The organism is Micromonospora sp. ANENR4 (assembly GCF_015354395.1).
In the GTDB taxonomy this organism is placed as follows: domain Bacteria; phylum Actinomycetota; class Actinomycetes; order Mycobacteriales; family Micromonosporaceae; genus Micromonospora; species Micromonospora aurantiaca.
Genome location: NZ_JADKYQ010000003.1, coordinates 429,941 through 445,731 on the forward strand (window position 1 = coordinate 429,941; position 15,791 = coordinate 445,731).

The 15,791-nt window shown below is 74.1% G+C and carries 14 protein-coding genes and 1 pseudogene; 7 read left to right on the plus strand and 8 right to left on the minus strand.

The genetic code is table 11. The annotated features are described in order from the left end of the window. Window positions 1-13: 13 nt before the first annotated feature. Complete coding sequence (locus IRY44_RS07925; protein WP_194799776.1) at window positions 14-3,682, plus strand: SpoIIE family protein phosphatase; 3,669 nt, start codon at window positions 14-16, stop codon at window positions 3,680-3,682. A 54-nt stretch (window positions 3,683-3,736) separates the two neighbouring features. After that, the gene (locus IRY44_RS07930) at window positions 3,737-4,984 is read left to right on the plus strand and encodes an aromatic acid exporter family protein (RefSeq protein WP_194799777.1); all 1,248 of its coding nucleotides are present in this window, start codon (window positions 3,737-3,739) and stop codon (window positions 4,982-4,984) included. A 20-nt stretch (window positions 4,985-5,004) separates the two neighbouring features. Here the strand turns inward: IRY44_RS07930 and IRY44_RS07935 are convergent, their stop codons facing one another. Then, entirely contained in the window at window positions 5,005-5,349 is a 345-nt protein-coding gene (locus IRY44_RS07935) for an STAS domain-containing protein (protein ID WP_194799778.1), read from the minus strand. 64 nt (window positions 5,350-5,413) lie between these two features. On the opposite strand from IRY44_RS07935, the gene map reads away from it, so the two are divergent. Together map and IRY44_RS07945 are read left to right on the plus strand one after the other, a co-directional pair. Then, the gene (map, locus tag IRY44_RS07940; RefSeq protein ID WP_073830294.1) at window positions 5,414-6,271 is read left to right on the plus strand and encodes a type I methionyl aminopeptidase; all 858 of its coding nucleotides are present in this window, start codon (window positions 5,414-5,416) and stop codon (window positions 6,269-6,271) included. Beyond that, window positions 6,268-6,984, plus strand: coding sequence for a VIT1/CCC1 transporter family protein (locus IRY44_RS07945; RefSeq protein WP_194799779.1), 717 nt, complete (start codon window positions 6,268-6,270; stop codon window positions 6,982-6,984). Before map ends, IRY44_RS07945 begins: the two co-directional genes overlap by 4 nt. Before the next feature lie 19 nt (window positions 6,985-7,003). Here the strand turns inward: IRY44_RS07945 and IRY44_RS07950 are convergent, their stop codons facing one another. The 7 genes from IRY44_RS07950 to IRY44_RS07980 all read right to left on the minus strand — a co-directional run bounded on the left by IRY44_RS07950 (window position 7,004) and on the right by IRY44_RS07980 (window position 13,426). Further along, window positions 7,004-7,732 (minus strand): nucleotidyltransferase domain-containing protein, encoded by a 729-nt coding sequence (locus tag IRY44_RS07950; RefSeq protein ID WP_194799780.1) that lies wholly within the window; start codon window positions 7,730-7,732, stop codon window positions 7,004-7,006. Between the two features lie 100 nt (window positions 7,733-7,832). Beyond that, window positions 7,833-8,300: a nitroreductase family deazaflavin-dependent oxidoreductase gene (locus IRY44_RS07955; protein ID WP_194799781.1), complete on the minus strand. Its 468-nt coding sequence runs from the start codon at window positions 8,298-8,300 to the stop codon at window positions 7,833-7,835. 162 nt (window positions 8,301-8,462) lie between these two features. Continuing rightward, entirely contained in the window at window positions 8,463-11,141 is a 2,679-nt protein-coding gene (locus tag IRY44_RS07960) for an FtsX-like permease family protein (RefSeq protein ID WP_194799782.1), read from the minus strand. Further along, window positions 11,138-11,869: an ABC transporter ATP-binding protein gene (locus IRY44_RS07965; RefSeq protein WP_194799783.1), complete on the minus strand. Its 732-nt coding sequence runs from the start codon at window positions 11,867-11,869 to the stop codon at window positions 11,138-11,140. Before IRY44_RS07965 ends, IRY44_RS07960 begins: the two co-directional genes overlap by 4 nt. 19 nt (window positions 11,870-11,888) lie before the next feature. After that, window positions 11,889-12,470 (minus strand): PadR family transcriptional regulator, encoded by a 582-nt coding sequence (locus IRY44_RS07970; protein ID WP_013284661.1) that lies wholly within the window; start codon window positions 12,468-12,470, stop codon window positions 11,889-11,891. A 69-nt stretch (window positions 12,471-12,539) separates the two neighbouring features. Further along, window positions 12,540-12,986 carry a ferritin-like domain-containing protein gene (locus IRY44_RS07975; RefSeq protein WP_194799784.1) on the minus strand — a complete coding sequence of 149 codons (447 nt, stop codon included), beginning with the start codon at window positions 12,984-12,986 and terminating at the stop codon, window positions 12,540-12,542. Beyond that, window positions 12,983-13,426, minus strand: a complete 444-nt coding sequence (locus IRY44_RS07980) for a hypothetical protein (protein ID WP_194799840.1) — start codon at window positions 13,424-13,426, stop codon at window positions 12,983-12,985. Before IRY44_RS07980 ends, IRY44_RS07975 begins: the two co-directional genes overlap by 4 nt. Before the next feature lie 263 nt (window positions 13,427-13,689). On the opposite strand from IRY44_RS07980, the gene rimP reads away from it, so the two are divergent. From rimP to IRY44_RS07995, 3 genes and pseudogenes are all read left to right on the plus strand, one after another. Further along, window positions 13,690-14,340 carry a ribosome maturation factor RimP gene (gene rimP / locus IRY44_RS07985; protein ID WP_018785889.1) on the plus strand — a complete coding sequence of 217 codons (651 nt, stop codon included), beginning with the start codon at window positions 13,690-13,692 and terminating at the stop codon, window positions 14,338-14,340. Beyond that, window positions 14,337-15,380 (plus strand): transcription termination factor NusA, encoded by a 1,044-nt coding sequence (gene nusA, locus IRY44_RS07990; RefSeq protein WP_194799785.1) that lies wholly within the window; start codon window positions 14,337-14,339, stop codon window positions 15,378-15,380. The genes rimP and nusA overlap by 4 nt, the downstream gene beginning before the upstream one ends. 15 nt (window positions 15,381-15,395) lie before the next feature. Next, a pseudogene (locus IRY44_RS07995) lies at window positions 15,396-15,732 on the plus strand (YlxR family protein). Window positions 15,733-15,791: the final 59 nt, after the last annotated feature.

A 15,791-nucleotide genomic window follows, 5' to 3' on the forward strand; every position in this document is an offset into this window, starting at 1 on the left:
AGCGGGAGGCTGCATGAGCTCGGCCCAGGGGGGCGGGGGCGACAGTCGTTCGTCCCCGGCGGCCGGCGAGGCGTCACTGTCGCCGCTGCTCGCCGCGGCGTTCGCGGCCGGCGGCGAGATGGGCGAGCGGCTGCGCGCCTTCGACTGGCGCGCCACCCCGCTCGGCAGCCCGGACCGCTGGCCCGCCGCGCTCAGCCACGCGATGAGCACCATGCTGTCGTCCCGCGCCCAGATGGTGGTGTTCTGGGGCGAGGAGCATCTCGCCTTCTACAACGACGCCTACCGGCCCACCATCGGCGACAAGCACCCCGCCGTGATCGGGCAGGCCGCGCACCGGCACTGGGCCGAGACCTGGGACGTGCTCGGCCCGCTGCTGGACGGGGTGCGCCGCACGGGCGTGCCCTACCGGGGTGAGAACCACCCCTTCGTGCTGAACCGGCACGGCTTCCTGGAGGACGTCTACTTCGACGTCTCGTACGACCCGATCCGCGACGTCGACGGCAGCGTCAGCGGGATCTTCTGCTTCGTCAACGAGACCACCGGGCGGGTGCTCGGCGAGCGCCGGCTGCGCGCCCTGGCCGAGCTGGGCAACGAGCTGGGCGACGTGCCGAGCATGCTCGAACTGGGCCGGGCCGTCACCCGTGTGCTCGACGCCCACCGCGCCGACGTGCCGTTCAGTGCGCTGTGGTTCCCCGACGAGCGCGGCACGCTCGTGCCGGGCGGCTGCTCCGGCGTGGATCCGGCCACCGTCGCCGATCCGCCGCCCGGCCTGCCCGAGGGCGAGCCGTTCACCGAGCCGCGCTGGATCGCCACCGCCGACCTGCCGGGCGCGATGCCGCCGGACGCCGCCGGCCAGGCGCTCCTGCTGCCGCTGACCGCGACGAACGAACCGGCCGGTGTGCTGCTGCTCGGGGTGTCCCGGCGGCTGCCGTTCACCGACGACTACCGGGACTTCGTCGACCTGGTCGCCGCGCAGGTGTCCCGGGCCGTGGGCAAGCAGCGGGCGTACGAGCAGGAACGCGCCCGCGCCGCCGAGCTGGCCGCGCTGGACCGCGCCAAGACCAGCTTCTTCGCCAACGTCAGCCACGAGTTCCGGACTCCGCTGACGCTGGTCCTCGGGCCGATGGAGGAGATGCTCGCCGACCGGGAGCTGCCCGAGCGGTACCTCGACCTGCTCACCGTCATGCACCGCAACGGGCTGCGTCTGCTCAAGCTGGTCAACACGGTGCTCGACTTCTCCCGGCTGGAGTCCGGCCGGTTGGCCGCCCGCTACCAGCCCACCGACCTGTCCGACTACACCTCCAGGCTGGCCAGCACGTTCCGCTCGGCCACCGAGCGGGCCGGGCTACGCCTGGTGGTGGACTGCCCGCCGCTGCCCGCGCCGGTCTACGTCGACCGGGACATGTGGGAGAAGATCGTCCTCAACCTGGTGTCGAACGCGGTCAAGTTCACCTTCGACGGCGAGATCCGGGTCCGGGTCCGTGCCACCGACGGCGCCGCCGTCCTGGAGGTGACAGACACCGGCGTCGGCATCGCCCCGGAGGAACTGCCGCAGGTCTTCGAGCGGTTCCACCGGGTGGCCGGTGCCCGCTCCCGTACCCACGAGGGCACCGGGATCGGGCTCGCCCTGGTCCGCGAGCTGGTCGAGATGCACGGCGGCACTGTCACCGCGCACAGCGTCGTCGACCGGGGCACCACCTTCACCGTGACCATGCCCTTCGGGTACGCGCACCTGCCCGCCGACCGGGTGGCCGCCCTGTCGCCGGTGCCGCTGAGCGAACCGGAGCAGGCCCGCCTGTACGTCGCCGAGACGGCGCTGTGGACCGACGAGGTGGCCCGCCCCACCGGGCTGCCGGAGCCGTCCGGCTCACCCGGCGGGTCCGGCCGAATCCTGTTCGCCGACGACAACCCCGACCTGCGCGAGCACGTCGTCCGGCTGCTCTCCCCGGCGTACGAGGTGGTGGCCGTGCCGGACGGCGTGGAGGCGCTGCGGCTGGCCGTGGAGACCCCGTTCGACCTGGTGCTGACCGACGTGATGATGCCCCGGCTGGACGGCTTCGGGCTGGTCGCCGCGCTGCGCGCCGAACCGGCGACCCGGCACGTGCCGATCGTGCTGCTCTCCGCGCGGGCCGGCGCCGCCGAGGAGGTCGCCGGCCTGTCAACCGGCGCGGACGACTACCTGACCAAGCCGTTCTCCAGCCAGGAGCTGGTGGCCCGGGTGCGGGCCAACGTCGAGCTGGGCCAGTTGCGCGGGCAGATCATCCGCCGCCTGCGGGCCCTCGCCGACGCCGCCGTGGAGATCAACACTGCCCGGTCCACCGCCGAGGTGGTGCGGGTGGCCGCCCGGCACGCGCTGCGCCTGGCCGAGGCCGGACGCGTCCGGGTCACCGCCACCGGGGCGCGCCACGAGGAGGACGCCGGCGGCGACCTGCCCGTCGAGCCGACAGTGGTGCTGCCGCTCACCGGCACCGCCGGCGAGCAACTCGGCGAGCTGCGGGTGTGGCGCCGCGAGGGCGGCGGCACCGAGGAGGCGGCGCTGGCCCAACTGGCCCGGCTGATCGGCGTACGGCTGGAGAACGCCCAGCTCTACGAGGCCGAGCACCACATCGCCACCACGCTCCAGCACAGCCTGCTGCCGCGTACGCTGCCGCAGTTGCCCGGCGCGGTGGTGGCCAGCCGCTACCTGCCCGGCAGCGCCGACGTGGAGGTCGGCGGCGACTGGTACGACGTGATGGCCACCGCCGACGACGACCTGGTGCTGGTCATCGGTGACGTGGTCGGCAAGGGCGTGCGGGCCGCCGCGGCGATGGGCCAGCTCCGCAACGCGCTGCGGGCGTACGTCCTGGAGGGCTACGACCCGGGTGAGGCGCTGACCCGGCTCAACCGGCTGGTCCACTCCGCCGGCAGCGGCTCCTTCGCCACTGTGGTCTGCCTCGGCTTCTCGCCGCGCACGGGCCGGATCCGGTACGCCAGCGCGGGTCATCCGTCACCCCTGCTGATCCGAGGAGACGACGTGGCGTTCCTGCACGATCGGGCCCTCGGACCGCCGATCGGGGCGATCCCCGGCGCCGTCTACCCGGCCGCCGAGGGCGAACTCGCACCGGGCAACCGGCTCCTGCTCTACACCGACGGCCTGATCGAGGACCGGTCCGCGGGCATCGACGCCGGGCTGGGCCAGTTGCGGGCCGACGCGACGGCGCGCGCCGGGCACGTGGCGGACCTGGTCGACGCCGTCATGGCCCGGGTGGCCGAGCGGTCCCGGCACGACGACGTGGCGGTGCTCGCGCTGGAGGCGGCCGAGCTGAACCGGTTCGCGCTGCGCCTGCCCGCCGACCCGACCCGGCTCAGCGTGCTCCGCAAGCGGCTGGAGGACTTCCTCGTCGCCCACCACGTCGGCGAGACCGACCTGTTCGACCTGACCGTGGCGGTCTCCGAGGCGGCGGCGAACGCGATCGAGCACCCGGTCGACCCGGTGGACCCGACGATCGAGGTCGAGGTGACTATCGCCGACCGCACGGTCACCGCGACCATCCGGGACAGCGGACGCTGGCGGGAGTCGAGCGGGTCGAGCTTCCGGGGACGCGGGCTGGCGCTGATCCAGGCGCTGGGGGAGATGGACGTGACGCGTACGGAGGCGGGCACCGAGTTGACGCTGCGCCGCCGGCTGACCGACCGGAACTGAGGGCTGTTGTCGCGTAAAGCGGATCAAATACGGCGAAGTCCCTAGGATCGCCTCATGGGGCGTGAGTCGTTCCGTCCTTCCCGCGGCAGCGGGGACGACCCGGTAGGTGCGGCGTGGACGGCGATTCGCCGCACCGGCCGGGCCACTGCGCGGGATCGGCTGCGGCGGGTGCGGTTGAGCCTGCTCGTGGCGGTGCAGTGCGGAGTGGCCGCCGCAGTCGCGTGGTGGGTCGCGAAGGATCTGATCCACAACCCGCAACCGCTGTTCGCGCCCGCCGTCGCGGTCGGCACCATCGCCAGCTCGGTGAGCCAGCGCTTCCGCCGTACGCTGCTGCTCATCGCCGGCGTGGCGGTGGGCATCGCGCTGGGCGACCTGCTGGTCTCCTGGATCGGGCAGGGATACGTCCAGATCGGCGTCATCGTCGCCGCCGCGATCCTCGTCGCCGTCCTGCTCAGCGACGAGGGGGCGTTCGTCACCCAGGTCGGCGGCAGCGCGATGGTGATCGCCGTGCTGTTCCCGGCCCGGACCGACATCGCGCTGCCCCGCTTCGTCGACGGCGTCGTCGGTGGGGCGGTCGGCATCCTGGTCGCGGTCGTGGTGCTGCCCCTGCACCCGATCCACCGGATCCGGCGGGCCGGCCGGCCCCTGCTCGACCAGATGGCCGCCGAGCTGGACCGTCTCGCCGACGCGGCCCTGGCCCGGGACGCCGAGCTGGCCCGTCAGGGTCTCGACAGGCTGCGCCGGCTCGACACCTCGGAGGTGGAGGCCGCAATGTCGGGCGCCGACGAGGTCGTCCGCATCTCGCCGTTACGGTGGCACAACCAGAGCGCGCTGCAGGGATGGCGGCACGGCGCCATCCTCATGATCCGCTCCCTGCTGCACAGCCGCGACGTCGCGCTCAACCTCGAACGCGCGATCCGTGACGACGAGCCCGTCCCGCCGTCGCTCGCCGAGGCCGCGCGGTGCCTGGCCGAGGCCGCGCGCACCGTCGGTGCGGGCTGGTCCCCGTCCGCCGGCCGGCCCTCCCGTTCCCAGCGGGCCGCGATGTCGGCCCTCCGCCTGGTTCAGGAGGCATTGCGCAGCGGCCTGCGCGTCAGCGGCATCAACGTGGCGAACGAACTCACCATCATCGCGGTGAACACGATCCGGGCGAGCGGGGTGCGCAAGCGCGACGCCGAGTCGCTGCGTCGTGATCTCGCCCCGGACACCGCGGGGGAGACGGGAGAGCGGCACCCCGCGTCGGATCGCGGGCGGCCGGAACCGGGGCCGGGCCTGTCGCCCGGGATGGGAGAGGCCTCCTAGCCGGAGGGCGCCCGAGTCGGTCAGGGCCGGGCGAGCCAGTCCTGGTCGCCGAGGCCGGAGATGTCCAGCACGCGCCGGACCTGCGGGGACGGCAGCACGGTGAGCGCGGCCGGGAACCGCTGGGCGAGCCGGACCACGGCGTGGATGGCGGCCGAATCGAAGAAGGTGACCGCCCGCAGGTCGAGCGTGAGCTGCTTGGCGGGCTCGCGGAGCGCGGTCTGGAACATGGTGTCGGCGGTCGCCATGTCGACCTCGCCGGTCACCTGGACGCGCAGTCGGTCGCCGTCGACCTGCGCCGTCACGGAGAACACGGGCGCCGCGCCCCCTTGATCCACGGAGCAACAATGGCACAGCGTTTGCGGCACGGCAACAACCTGCCCGGCGGGCCTGTGGCGGGGGGCACACCACCCCCGGCGATAGGCTTGGGCCATGACCGTCCGTGCGCCGCTGACCCCCGGCACGCTCTCCCCGTGGCGAGCGGTCCCCGCCCACATCCCGCGCCCGGAGTACGTGGGTAAGAAGCGTCCCCAGGAGTGGCGCGGATCGCACGTGCAGACGCCGGAGACCATCGAGAAGATGCGCGTGGCGGGGCGTCTCGCCGCCCAGGCCACCCAGCTCGCCGGTGAGCACTGCAAGCCCGGGGTGACCACCGACGAGATCGACAGGGTGGTGCACGAGTTCCTCTGCGACCACGGCGCCTACCCGTCGACGCTCGGCTACCGGGGCTTCCCCAAGTCGTGCTGCACGAGCCTCAACGAGGTCATCTGCCACGGCATCCCGGACACCACGGTGCTCCAGGACGGCGACATCATCAACGTCGACGTCACCGCCTTCCTGAACGGCGTGCACGGCGACACCGACGCCACGTTCTGCGTGGGCGAGGTGAGCGAGGAGGCCCGCCTGCTGGTCGAGCGGACCCACACGGCGATGATGCGCGGCATCAAGGCCATCGCGCCGGGCCGGCAGATCAACGTCATCGGCCGGGTGATCGAGTCGTACGCGAAGCGCTTCGGCTACGGCGTGGTCCGCGACTTCACCGGACACGGCATCGGCGAGGCGTTCCACAGTGGCCTCTACGTGCCGCACTACGACAGCCCGCGCCCCACCGACGTGATGGAGCCCGGCATGACGTTCACCGTCGAGCCGATGATCACGCTCGGCACCTACCAGTACGACATGTGGGACGACGGCTGGACCGTGGTCACCAAGGACCGCCGGTGGACGGCCCAGTTCGAGCACACCATCGTCGTCACCGACGACGGCTACGAGATCCTGACGCTGCCGTGACCGACACCCCTGCGGCACTGCGCGAGGCGCACCACGCGGACGTCTCCGGCGGCTGGCTGCGCCCGGCCGTCTTCGGCGCGATGGACGGACTGGTCACCAACATCGCGCTGATCGCCGGTGTGGGCGGCGGCGGGGTGTCGCCGCGCAGCGTGGTGCTCACCGGCACGGCCGGCCTGGTGGCCGGCGCCATCTCGATGGGTCTCGGCGAGTACACGAGCGTCCGGTCCGCGAACGAGCAGGTCGCCGCCGAGGTGGCCAAGGAGCGGCGCGAGCTGGAACGCCACCCGGAGGCCGAGGCCCGGGAACTCGCAGACGCCTGGGTCGCCCGTGGACTGTCCCGCGAGCTGGCGACGCAGGTCGCCGAGGCGGTACGCGCCAACCCGGAGGAGGCGCTGCGGGTGCACGTACGGGAGGAACTGGGCGTCGACCCCGACGACCAGCCCAGCCCGTGGGCCGCGGCGATCTCGTCGTTCGTCTGCTTCTCGATCGGCGCGCTGGTGCCGCTGTTGCCGTACCTGCTCGGCTTCACCAGCCTCTGGCTGGCGCTCGGCGTCGGCGGCGTCGGCCTCTTCGTCGCCGGTGCGATCGTGGCCCGGTTCACCAACCGCGCATGGTGGCGTGCCGGTCTGCGGCAGTTGCTGCTCGGCGGGCTGGCGGCCGGCGCGACCTACCTGATCGGCGCGCTGATCGGCGTCAGCGGCGGTATCGGCTGAGGCTGAGCCACCCCGGCCGTCAACCGGACAGCAGGTCGTCGATCGTGCCGTCGACCGGCCGCCCCCGGGCGGCCAGTTCCTCGGCCTGGCGGGTCAGCGCCGCGCCCACCTCGGTCATGTCCGCCCCGGCCAGCCCGGTACGCCGCACCGCGTCCCCGGGATCGCGGAAGTAGGTGCGGCTGAACAGTCCCTGCACGGTGGCGGCGGCCAGCCGCGCCTCGCCGAGCATGAGCAGCGCCTGGTCCGTCTCGTACCATTCGGCCAGCCGCAACGCGCGGGCGTGCGCCGCGCTGCCCCGGTACCACGCCTGCCGCGCCGCGCTCGTGAACTCCGCCGGCCGGGCGCGTGCCAGGCGCGCCAGGTGCTCGTCGCGCAGCTTCCGCAGCCAGCCGGTCGGATCGTGCAGGGCGCGGGTGGTGACGTACCGGTCCGCGGCCAGCGGCCAGCGGGACGTGATCGTCGTCGCCCGGCGCAGGTAGTCGTCCGCCCCGGCCACCGTGAGGTCGACGAGTACGCCGTCCACCCGCCGGGTGGCGGGCGGCGGTCCGGCGCCGGGCCGGTAGGTGACGACCAGCAGGCCGACCTCGCGGTCCCCGCCGCCGTCGTCTTCGCCGTGCGCGAGCGGACCGTGTACGGCGACCGCCAGCACGTCGGCCGGGAACCGCCGCAGGACGGCGTCACCGACCCGCTCGGCCACCTGCCACCGTGGATCGTCCAGACGCCGCTCGGCGTCCACGTCGAGCGCCACGGTCCACCTCCGACAGATCGCCTGCGGCAACCCTAGCCAGATCGGGACCGGCAGCCCCGGTGGCGCGGATGTCGGATTGTGCGCGTCTGCGGCGGGGCGCTCAGGCGTTCGGGGCCAGGCGGAACACGCGGATCTCGCGGCCACCGGCCCGCTCGACGTACGTGCGGTACGCGGGCCACTCCTGCACCAGCCGCTGGAACAGCCGTTCCCGTTCCTCGCCGGTGACCTGCTGGGCGGTGACCGGGATCCGGCGTCCCTTGACGTCCACCTCGGCGGCCGGGTTCGCTATCAGGTTGAACGTCCAGGACGGCTGGTGCTGCTGCCCCCAGTTCGAGCCGATCACCACGTAGGCGTCGCCGTCGGGGACGTACACCAGGGGGTTGCTGCGGGGCTTGCCGGAGCGGCGGCCGGTGGAGGTGAGCACCAGCGTGGGCACGAGCCCGAAGGCGACCACGCGGCCCTTCGTCATCCGGCCGACCAGCCGGTCGGCCGGGACGAGCAGGCGCATGGTGGCGCCGAACCAACGCTGGTGACCGAGACGGCGGGTGAGGGTTCCCAGGGCTGACATCCGACAAGTGTGCCGCCCACACCGCGCCCCGTCACCCCCTCGGACGGTCAGTCCGCCCCAAGGTCGACTCCATCTCCCCGAAGTGGTGGCATCCACCCCGCCGCGATGCCGCCACTCCGGCGGAATGGTGTCGATCATGATCGGGTGGCCCGGGCGGCCGGCTCAGTCGAGCCGGCGTTCGATCGGCAGGCGGGACCGGGTGAGCAGCGCCGCGCCGCCCATCGCCACCAGCGGCACCACGACCAGCACGGCGAGCGTCACGCCGGGCACCGTCACCGGGTACGGCGGCTGCACCGGCCATGATTCGGCGTACCGCTGGTTGAGCGAGGCCAGGACGACCACGGCGGAGCCGAGCCCGGCGACGATGCCCAGCGCCGAACCGAGCACCGCGATCACCCCGGCCTGGCAGAGCGACAGCAGGCGGCGTACCCGGGGATCGGCGCCGACCGCCGCGAGCGTGGACAGGTCCCGGCGGCCCTCGGCCGCGGCGAGGCCGGTGGCGACCGCGGCGGCGCCGAGCGTGATCACACCGGAGGCCACCGCGAGCAGGAGCAGCATCGGGCGCTGGTCCGACGGCGGGTCGGCGGTCGCCAGCTGCGCCGACATGGGCCCGATGTCGAACAGCTCGTCGGCCAGCATCTCCATCTGCCGGTCGGTGGGGGAGCCGGCGGTGTCCAGCAGGTAGCCCATCGGCACGGCGGTCAGGCCGAGCGCGTCCGCGGCGGCGGAAGAGAGCACCAGCCGGTCGACTGTGAGACCGCCGCGCAGCGCGTACGCGGGCAGGAGACGCCCGGTGGGCGGACCGCCGGAGTTGTCGTTCACCTCCACCCGGACCTGCCCGTCCACCACCCGCCGGGCGTCGGTGACCACCACGCCACCTGCGGCGAGCGTCCGCCGCGCGGCGGCCAGTTCGTCCGCCGGCGCCCCGGTGAGCGCGGCCAGCGCGCCGCCGTCGTCCACGAGCGCCGGCAGGTAGACGTCGACCGGGTCCTGGAAGGGGCTCACGCAGCGCGGATCCCGCCGGGCCGCGTCGGGGACCGGGCCGGCGGCGTCGTACGGGCAGCGCTGCTCGGGCGGAACGAGCGCGTACGCGGTGCAGTCGTTCTTGTCCCGGACGTCGCCGACGCATCCGGGGGTCGCGACGGACACCACTGTGGCGTCGGGCAGGACCACGCGGGCCCGGCCGGCGACGACCTCGGCCGACGGCGGGTCCGCCGGGGTCTCACCGGAGTGGGTGAGCAGCACGTTCCCCGGCGGCAGGCCGGGTTGCCAGAGCTCTCGCGACCGCGTCTCGTCGCTGGCCACGTAGACGCCGAGCGCGACGCTTCCGGCCACCGCCGCCATCACCGCCGAGATGGCGGGCGCGGCCGAGGACCGGTTGCGGCTGGCGTCACGCAACGCGAGCCGGGGGGTCAGCGGCAGCAGCCGGCCGGCCCGGCCCAGCACGCCGACCAGCGACGGGGTGCAGAACACCAGCCCCAGCTCGCCCAGCGCGACACCGGCCAGCACTCCGGTCTGCGAGGTGCGGCCGGCGGCGAACGCGGCGATCGCGGTCCCGGCGACGGTGAGCGCCACCCCGACCAGCAGCCAGCGGCGGCGTGGCCGGGTCGCGTCGCGCCGGCCGGCCAGGCCGGTCGCCACGTCCTGCCGGGCCGCCGCCCAGGCCGGCGCCATCGCCGCGAGCACCCCGGCCAGCACCGCCGTCGCGGCGATCGCCACCAGCGCGGCCGGGAAGATCCGGTACGCCCCGAGGCGTTCCCCGAGCAGGTACTGCTCGACGATCGGCCGGCCCGCGAACGCCGCCCCGATGCCGAGCAGCATGCCCAGGGCGGCCCCGCCGGCACCGAGCACCACCCCGTCGGCGAGCACGATCCGGCGCAGGTGGGAGGCGTCGCCACCGGCCACCGCGACGAGTGCGAGGTCCCGCCGCCGGCGCCGGACGCTCACCGCGAAGGCCGGGCCGACAAGCAGCACCACCTCCAGCAGGCCCAGCCCGCCGACCACTCCGACGACGCCCGCCTCGTCGGCGTCCGGTACGGACATGCCGCGGCTGAACTCCTGCCGTCCCGGCAGCGGGCTGCGGACGACGACCTGGACGCCCTGCGCGTTCAGCCGGTCGGCGAGCCCCGGTTCCAGCGGGCCGGGCAGGTCCACCAACCAGGTGTCGCTGCCGGCCGTGCCGTCCGGAGTCACCCCGGGCAGCGTGATGACGTCCCGGAGGTTGTCCGGATACTCCACCACCCCGACCACCCGGTATGTGGTGCCGTCGATGGTGCGTACCGGGTCGCCGATGCGGGTCTCCAGCCGGCGCAGCGCCGTCGGGCTGACCGCGATCTCGTCGGGGCGTACCGGCGGCCGGCCGTCGCGTACCCGGGCCAGCGGCCGGGTGAGCGGGTCGGTCAGGTCGACGGCGCGCGCCTCGATCGACTCGACGTGCCGGTCCACCCGTGTCGAGAACGTCATCCACCAGCGGGTGCGAGCCAGCCGGCTGCCCTCGGGCAGCAGCGCGCGCACCTCCTCGGCGGTCGCCGGACGGGTCCGGCCGACCCACTCGCCCTCGACCGGCCAGGCCGACTCGCCCCAGGCGTCCTGCGTCACCGGCGTCAGGCTGTCCCAGCGCAGGGCGACGTCGGCGCCGCCGAGCTGGCGCTCGATGCGCTCGGCGCGGGTCAGATCACCCATGTCGTAGCTGACCGCGGCGAAGCTGAGGCCGAGAACCGGCAGCGCGATCATCACCAGCACCAGCAGCGTGCGCCGCCGGGACCGCCGGGCCTCCCGGCGGGCGATCCGCAACGCGGTCCGCCACGATCCGCGTACGGCGGCGAGGCGGCCGCCGGTCACCGGCTGCTGCCGCTGAGCAGGTGGTCGACGCCGATCAGCGGGGCGGTCGAGTCGACCATCACCCCGTCGCGCAGGAAGACCACCCGGTCCGCCCAGCCGGCGTGCCGGGCCTCGTGGGTGACGAGCACCCCGGCCGCGCCGGCGTCCACCCGGCGGCGCAGCAGGTGCAGCACCGCCTCGCCGGTCTGCGAGTCCAGCGCGCCGGTCGGCTCGTCGGCGAGGACCAGGCGGCGTTCGCCGACGAGGGCCCGGGCGATCGCCACCCGCTGCTGCTGGCCGCCGGACATCTGGTCCGGGAAGCGGTCGGCCAGGTCCTCCAGGTCGACCTCGCGCAGCGCGGCCAGCGCCGACTGGCGGGCCGCCCGTACGCCGGTGCCGTCCAGTTCCAGCGGGAGCGCCACGTTCTCCACGGCGGTCAGGCTGCCGAGCAGGTTCAGGTCCTGGAAGACGTAACCGATCCGGCGGCGCCGCAGCCGGGCCAGCTCGCGGGCGGACAGCCCGACCAGCGCCTCACCCTCGACCACCACCTCGCCGCCGGTGGGCCGGTCCAGGCCACCGGCGAGCGCCAGCAGCGTGGACTTGCCGGACCCGGAGGGGCCCATCACGGCCACGAGTTCGCCGGCCCGCACGGTCAGGCTCACGCCGCGCAGCGCGTGCACGGCGGCCTCACCGGCGCCGTGGGTCCGGCGGACGTCCCGCAGTTCCAGCACCCCGTCGATCGGGTCCATCAGCGCCTCCCGTGCCGGGTCACCGGCGGGCTTCGTCGCCGGCCCGGTCCACCGCCTCGGGGTGGTCGACCGCCCGGATCGGCGCCGGGCGGTGCCGGACCAGGCTCGTCTCGCAGTGGTCGAGCCACCGCACCTCGGCCTCGGTCTGGAAGATCATCGCGTCCAGCACCAGCCGCCAGGGTAGATCCTCCGGCTTGTCGCTCGTGTACTTCAACCGGGTGAACTCCTGGAGCGCGCGCATGGTGGCGGTGCGCTGGGTCTGCACCACCGACCGCACGTCGACGCCGGGGGTGGTCAGCGCCAGCGCCAGTTTGATGGACAGCTCGTCCCGGGGCCGGTCGGCGCGGCTGATCGGCGTGGCGAACCACAGCGCCAGGTCCGCCCGTCCGGCGTCGGTGATCTCGTACGGCCGCTGCCCGCTCTCGTTCTCCGGCAGCGGGCGGACCAGTCCGTCACGTTCCAGCCGGGCCAGCGTCGTGTAGACCTGTCCGATGTTCAGCGGCCACGTCGACCCGGTCGACTCCTCGAACGCGGCGCGCAGCTGGTAGCCGTACATCTGGCCGCGTTCGAGCAGGGCGAGCAGGCCGTGACGGATGGACATGACCGCGAGTATGCATACCTGGTATGCGCAACGCAACCGGAGGGTTCCGCCGGGTGACCGGCGCCGCGCTCAGGCCGGGCGGCCCGGAAACGGAACGGTGACCGGCGTCACTCCAGCCGTACGCCGCCAGCGGGTGGCGCGCAGCGCGCAGTCGGTGAGCGCGGCGAGCGCGGTGTTCCGGTCCGCGCCGGTGGTGTGCGGCAGCGCGGCCCGCCAGTGCCCGGCCGTCCGCTCCTCGATCTCCACCGCCAGGCGCAGCGCGCTCGCCCGGTCCGTCACCGGGTAGGGCAGCGCGTATCCGGCCCGGTCGGCGGGCACCTGCCCGGAGCCCTCGGCGAGTTGGAGCAGCAGCGCGTCGCGGCGGGACCGGTGGGCCGCCTCGGCGGCACGGGCCGCGGTGCGCGCCGCCTCGGTCAGGTGCACGCCGATCACCCCGTACGCCCAGATCGCCGCGTACTCGGCGGCGAGCGCGTCGGCGAGGGCCTGGGCGGGGCTGGGGCTCTTGGTCGGGTTCACTTGAGCGCCTCCACGTGTGTGGCCCGCGCGGCCGCGATCGACCCGAGCAGCGCGGCCCGCTCGGCCGGCGCTGCCGCGCAGGCCTTGGCCGCGTTCGTCCGGCCCTCCTGCTCGGCCCGGCGCAGCTCGGTGAGCACGGCGTCGGGCGCGCTCGCCGAGCCGGCGGCCGCCGGTGTGCCGGAGGGTGCGGGCCGCCCGATCACGCGGCGTAGCTCCTCGGCGTGCGCCCGGTGCGCGTCGGCGATCGGGGTGAGCCGGTCGGCCAGCGCCGGGTCGGCGGTGGCGGCGGCCCGGTGGCGGGCCTCCAGCGCGAGCGCCTCGGCCACCAGCGGCTCCAGCGCGTCCGGCTCCGGTGGTTCCTCGTCGCGGTCGAAAAGATCACAGCCGGTCAGCGGCGCGGTCGCGCCGCCGAGCACCACGAGCCCGCCGGCGCGCAGCAGCCAGCGCCGGGAATGCCCCGCTCTGACCTGGTCGGATGGTGTTCTGCCGATCCCCACCTGACAGAGTCAACACCATTCGCGCCGTCTCGTGGGTCAGGGTCTCGGTGCGCCGCCGGGTCCGTCGGCGGTCGTTAGCGTTACGCTCTGCGCAACCACCGGGCGCGGACGCCCCGGTGGCGCGCCGGTATGGCGGGCCGATCGCCCGCACCGGCCAGGGACAACACGGCCCGCGGGTCGTGGCAACAGCAGGAGAGGTGCGCGCAATGACGCAGCGTGGCCGTGCCACCCGGTCGACGGGGCCCGCCGGGCGGCCCCGCCGCTCCGACGGCCCCCGCGGCACGGACCGGAGCGGCGCACCCCGCGGCGATCTCGCCGCCCGCCGCAACCGGCTGCGCGAGGTGATCGAACCGGTCGTCACGGCGGCCGGTTACGACCTGGAGGATCTCTCCGTCTCCCGCGCCGGCCGCCGGCACGTGGTCCGGGTGATCGTGGACGCCGACGGCGGGATCAACCTGGACGCCGTGGCGGACGTCTCCCGCGCGGTCTCGGCGGCGCTGGACGCGGCCGAGGAGGCCGGCGGCGACATCGTGGCCGGCGAGTACCAGCTGGAGGTCAGCTCGCCCGGCGTGGACCGCCCGCTCACCCTGCCCCGGCACTGGCGGCGCAACGCCGGGCGGCTGGTCAAGGTCACCGTCCGCGGCGACGCGGGGGACCGCCAGCTCACCGGCCGGATCACTGCTGCCGACGACGAACGCGTGGTGCTGGAGACCGACGCCGGCCCCGCCGAACACCCGTACGCCGAACTCGGGCCCGGCCGGGTTCAGGTGGAGTTCAACCGCCTGGACGACCTGGCCGACGAGGACTTCGGTGACGACACCGACGACGACGAAGATCTGGAGGACGAGGAGAGGTGAACATCGACCTCGCGGCGCTGCGCGCCCTGGAGCGCGAGCGGGAGATCCCGTTCGACACGATCCTCGCGGCGATCGAGACCGCGCTGCTGACCGCCTACCGGCACACCGACGGCGCCGAGCCGCACGCCCGGGTGGAGATCGACCGTAAGAGCGGGGCCGCCTCGGTCTACGCGCAGGAACTGGACGCCGATGGCTCGGTGACCCGGGAGTGGGACGACACCCCGCACGACTTCGGGCGGATCGCCGCCATGACCGCCAAGCAGGTGATCCTCCAGCGGCTGCGGGAGGCCACCGACGAGGTGCACTTCGGCGAGTACGTCGGCCGCGACGGTGACCTGGTCACCGGTGTGGTGCAGGCGCACGAGACCCGCCGGGAGAAGGGCATCGTCAGCGTCGACCTGGGCAAGCTGGAGGGCGTCCTGCCGCAGTCCGAGCAGGTCCCCGGCGAGCGGTACGAGCACGGCGAGCGGATCCGCTGCGTGGTCGTGCACGTCGCCAAGGGAATGCGCGGCCCGCAGATCACGCTGTCCCGGTCGCACCCCGCGCTGGTGAAGAAGCTGTTCGCGCTGGAGGTGCCGGAGATCGCCGACGGCACCGTGGAGATCGGCGCGATCGCGCGTGAGGCAGGTCACCGTACGAAGATCGCCGTGCGCTCGACCACCTCCGGCGTCAACGCCAAGGGCGCCTGCATCGGCCCGATGGGCCAGCGGGTCCGGGCCGTGATGAGCGAGCTGCACGGCGAGAAGATCGACATCATCGACTGGTCGGACGACCCGGCCACCTTCGTCGGAAACGCGTTGTCGCCGGCCAAGGCGCTGCGGGTCGAGGTGGTCGACCTGGCCTCCCGTACCGCCCGGGTGACAGTGCCGGACTTCCAGCTCTCGCTCGCGATCGGCCGGGAGGGGCAGAACGCCCGCCTCGCGGCCCGCCTGACCGGTTGGCGCATCGACATCCGGTCCGACGCGGAGACCGCCGCCCCGCAGAGCCGGGGCGGAGCTGATCACGTACCGGAGCCGGGCGGCGCGATCTCGGGAAGCTAGGGGTAGACTTTCTCAGTGGTACGACGCGCGCTGCCGGAGCGCACCTGTGTGGGCTGCCGGAAGCGAGCGCCGGCCAGCGAGTTGTTGCGGGTCGTCGCGATCGGTGACGAGGCTGGTCACACCAGTCTCCGGCCCGATCCGGCCCGCAGACTGCCGGGTCGGGGAGCGAACATGCACCCTGATCCGGCCTGCTTCGCGCAGGCGTTGCGGCGTCGCGCCTTCGGGCGAGCACTGCGCCTCACCGGGGTCCCCGACCACGGTGCGCTTGCGGAGCACGTCGACGCGCAACCCCCGACGACCGGTCAAGCCCGACCGGTCGAGGGTCGCTAGCAAGGTAGGACGACCGACATGAGCACACGATGAAGTCCCTGAAATGACCAGGCTTCAAGTGCACGAGTGAGGTCGCTGCGG

Excerpts from the sequence above, each read along its gene's own strand:
- IRY44_RS07925 (WP_194799776.1), top strand. The coding sequence starts at position 14 with ATGAGCTCGGCCCAGGGGGGCGGGGGCGACAGTCGTTCGTCCCCGGCG.
- IRY44_RS07930 (WP_194799777.1), top strand. The coding sequence starts at position 3,737 with ATGGGGCGTGAGTCGTTCCGTCCTTCCCGCGGCAGCGGGGACGACCCG.
- map (WP_073830294.1), top strand. The coding sequence starts at position 5,414 with ATGACCGTCCGTGCGCCGCTGACCCCCGGCACGCTCTCCCCGTGGCGA.
- IRY44_RS07955 (WP_194799781.1), bottom strand. The coding sequence starts at position 8,300 with ATGTCAGCCCTGGGAACCCTCACCCGCCGTCTCGGTCACCAGCGTTGG.
- IRY44_RS07965 (WP_194799783.1), bottom strand. The coding sequence starts at position 11,869 with ATGGACCCGATCGACGGGGTGCTGGAACTGCGGGACGTCCGCCGGACC.
- IRY44_RS07970 (WP_013284661.1), bottom strand. The coding sequence starts at position 12,470 with ATGTCCATCCGTCACGGCCTGCTCGCCCTGCTCGAACGCGGCCAGATG.
- rimP (WP_018785889.1), top strand. The coding sequence starts at position 13,690 with ATGACGCAGCGTGGCCGTGCCACCCGGTCGACGGGGCCCGCCGGGCGG.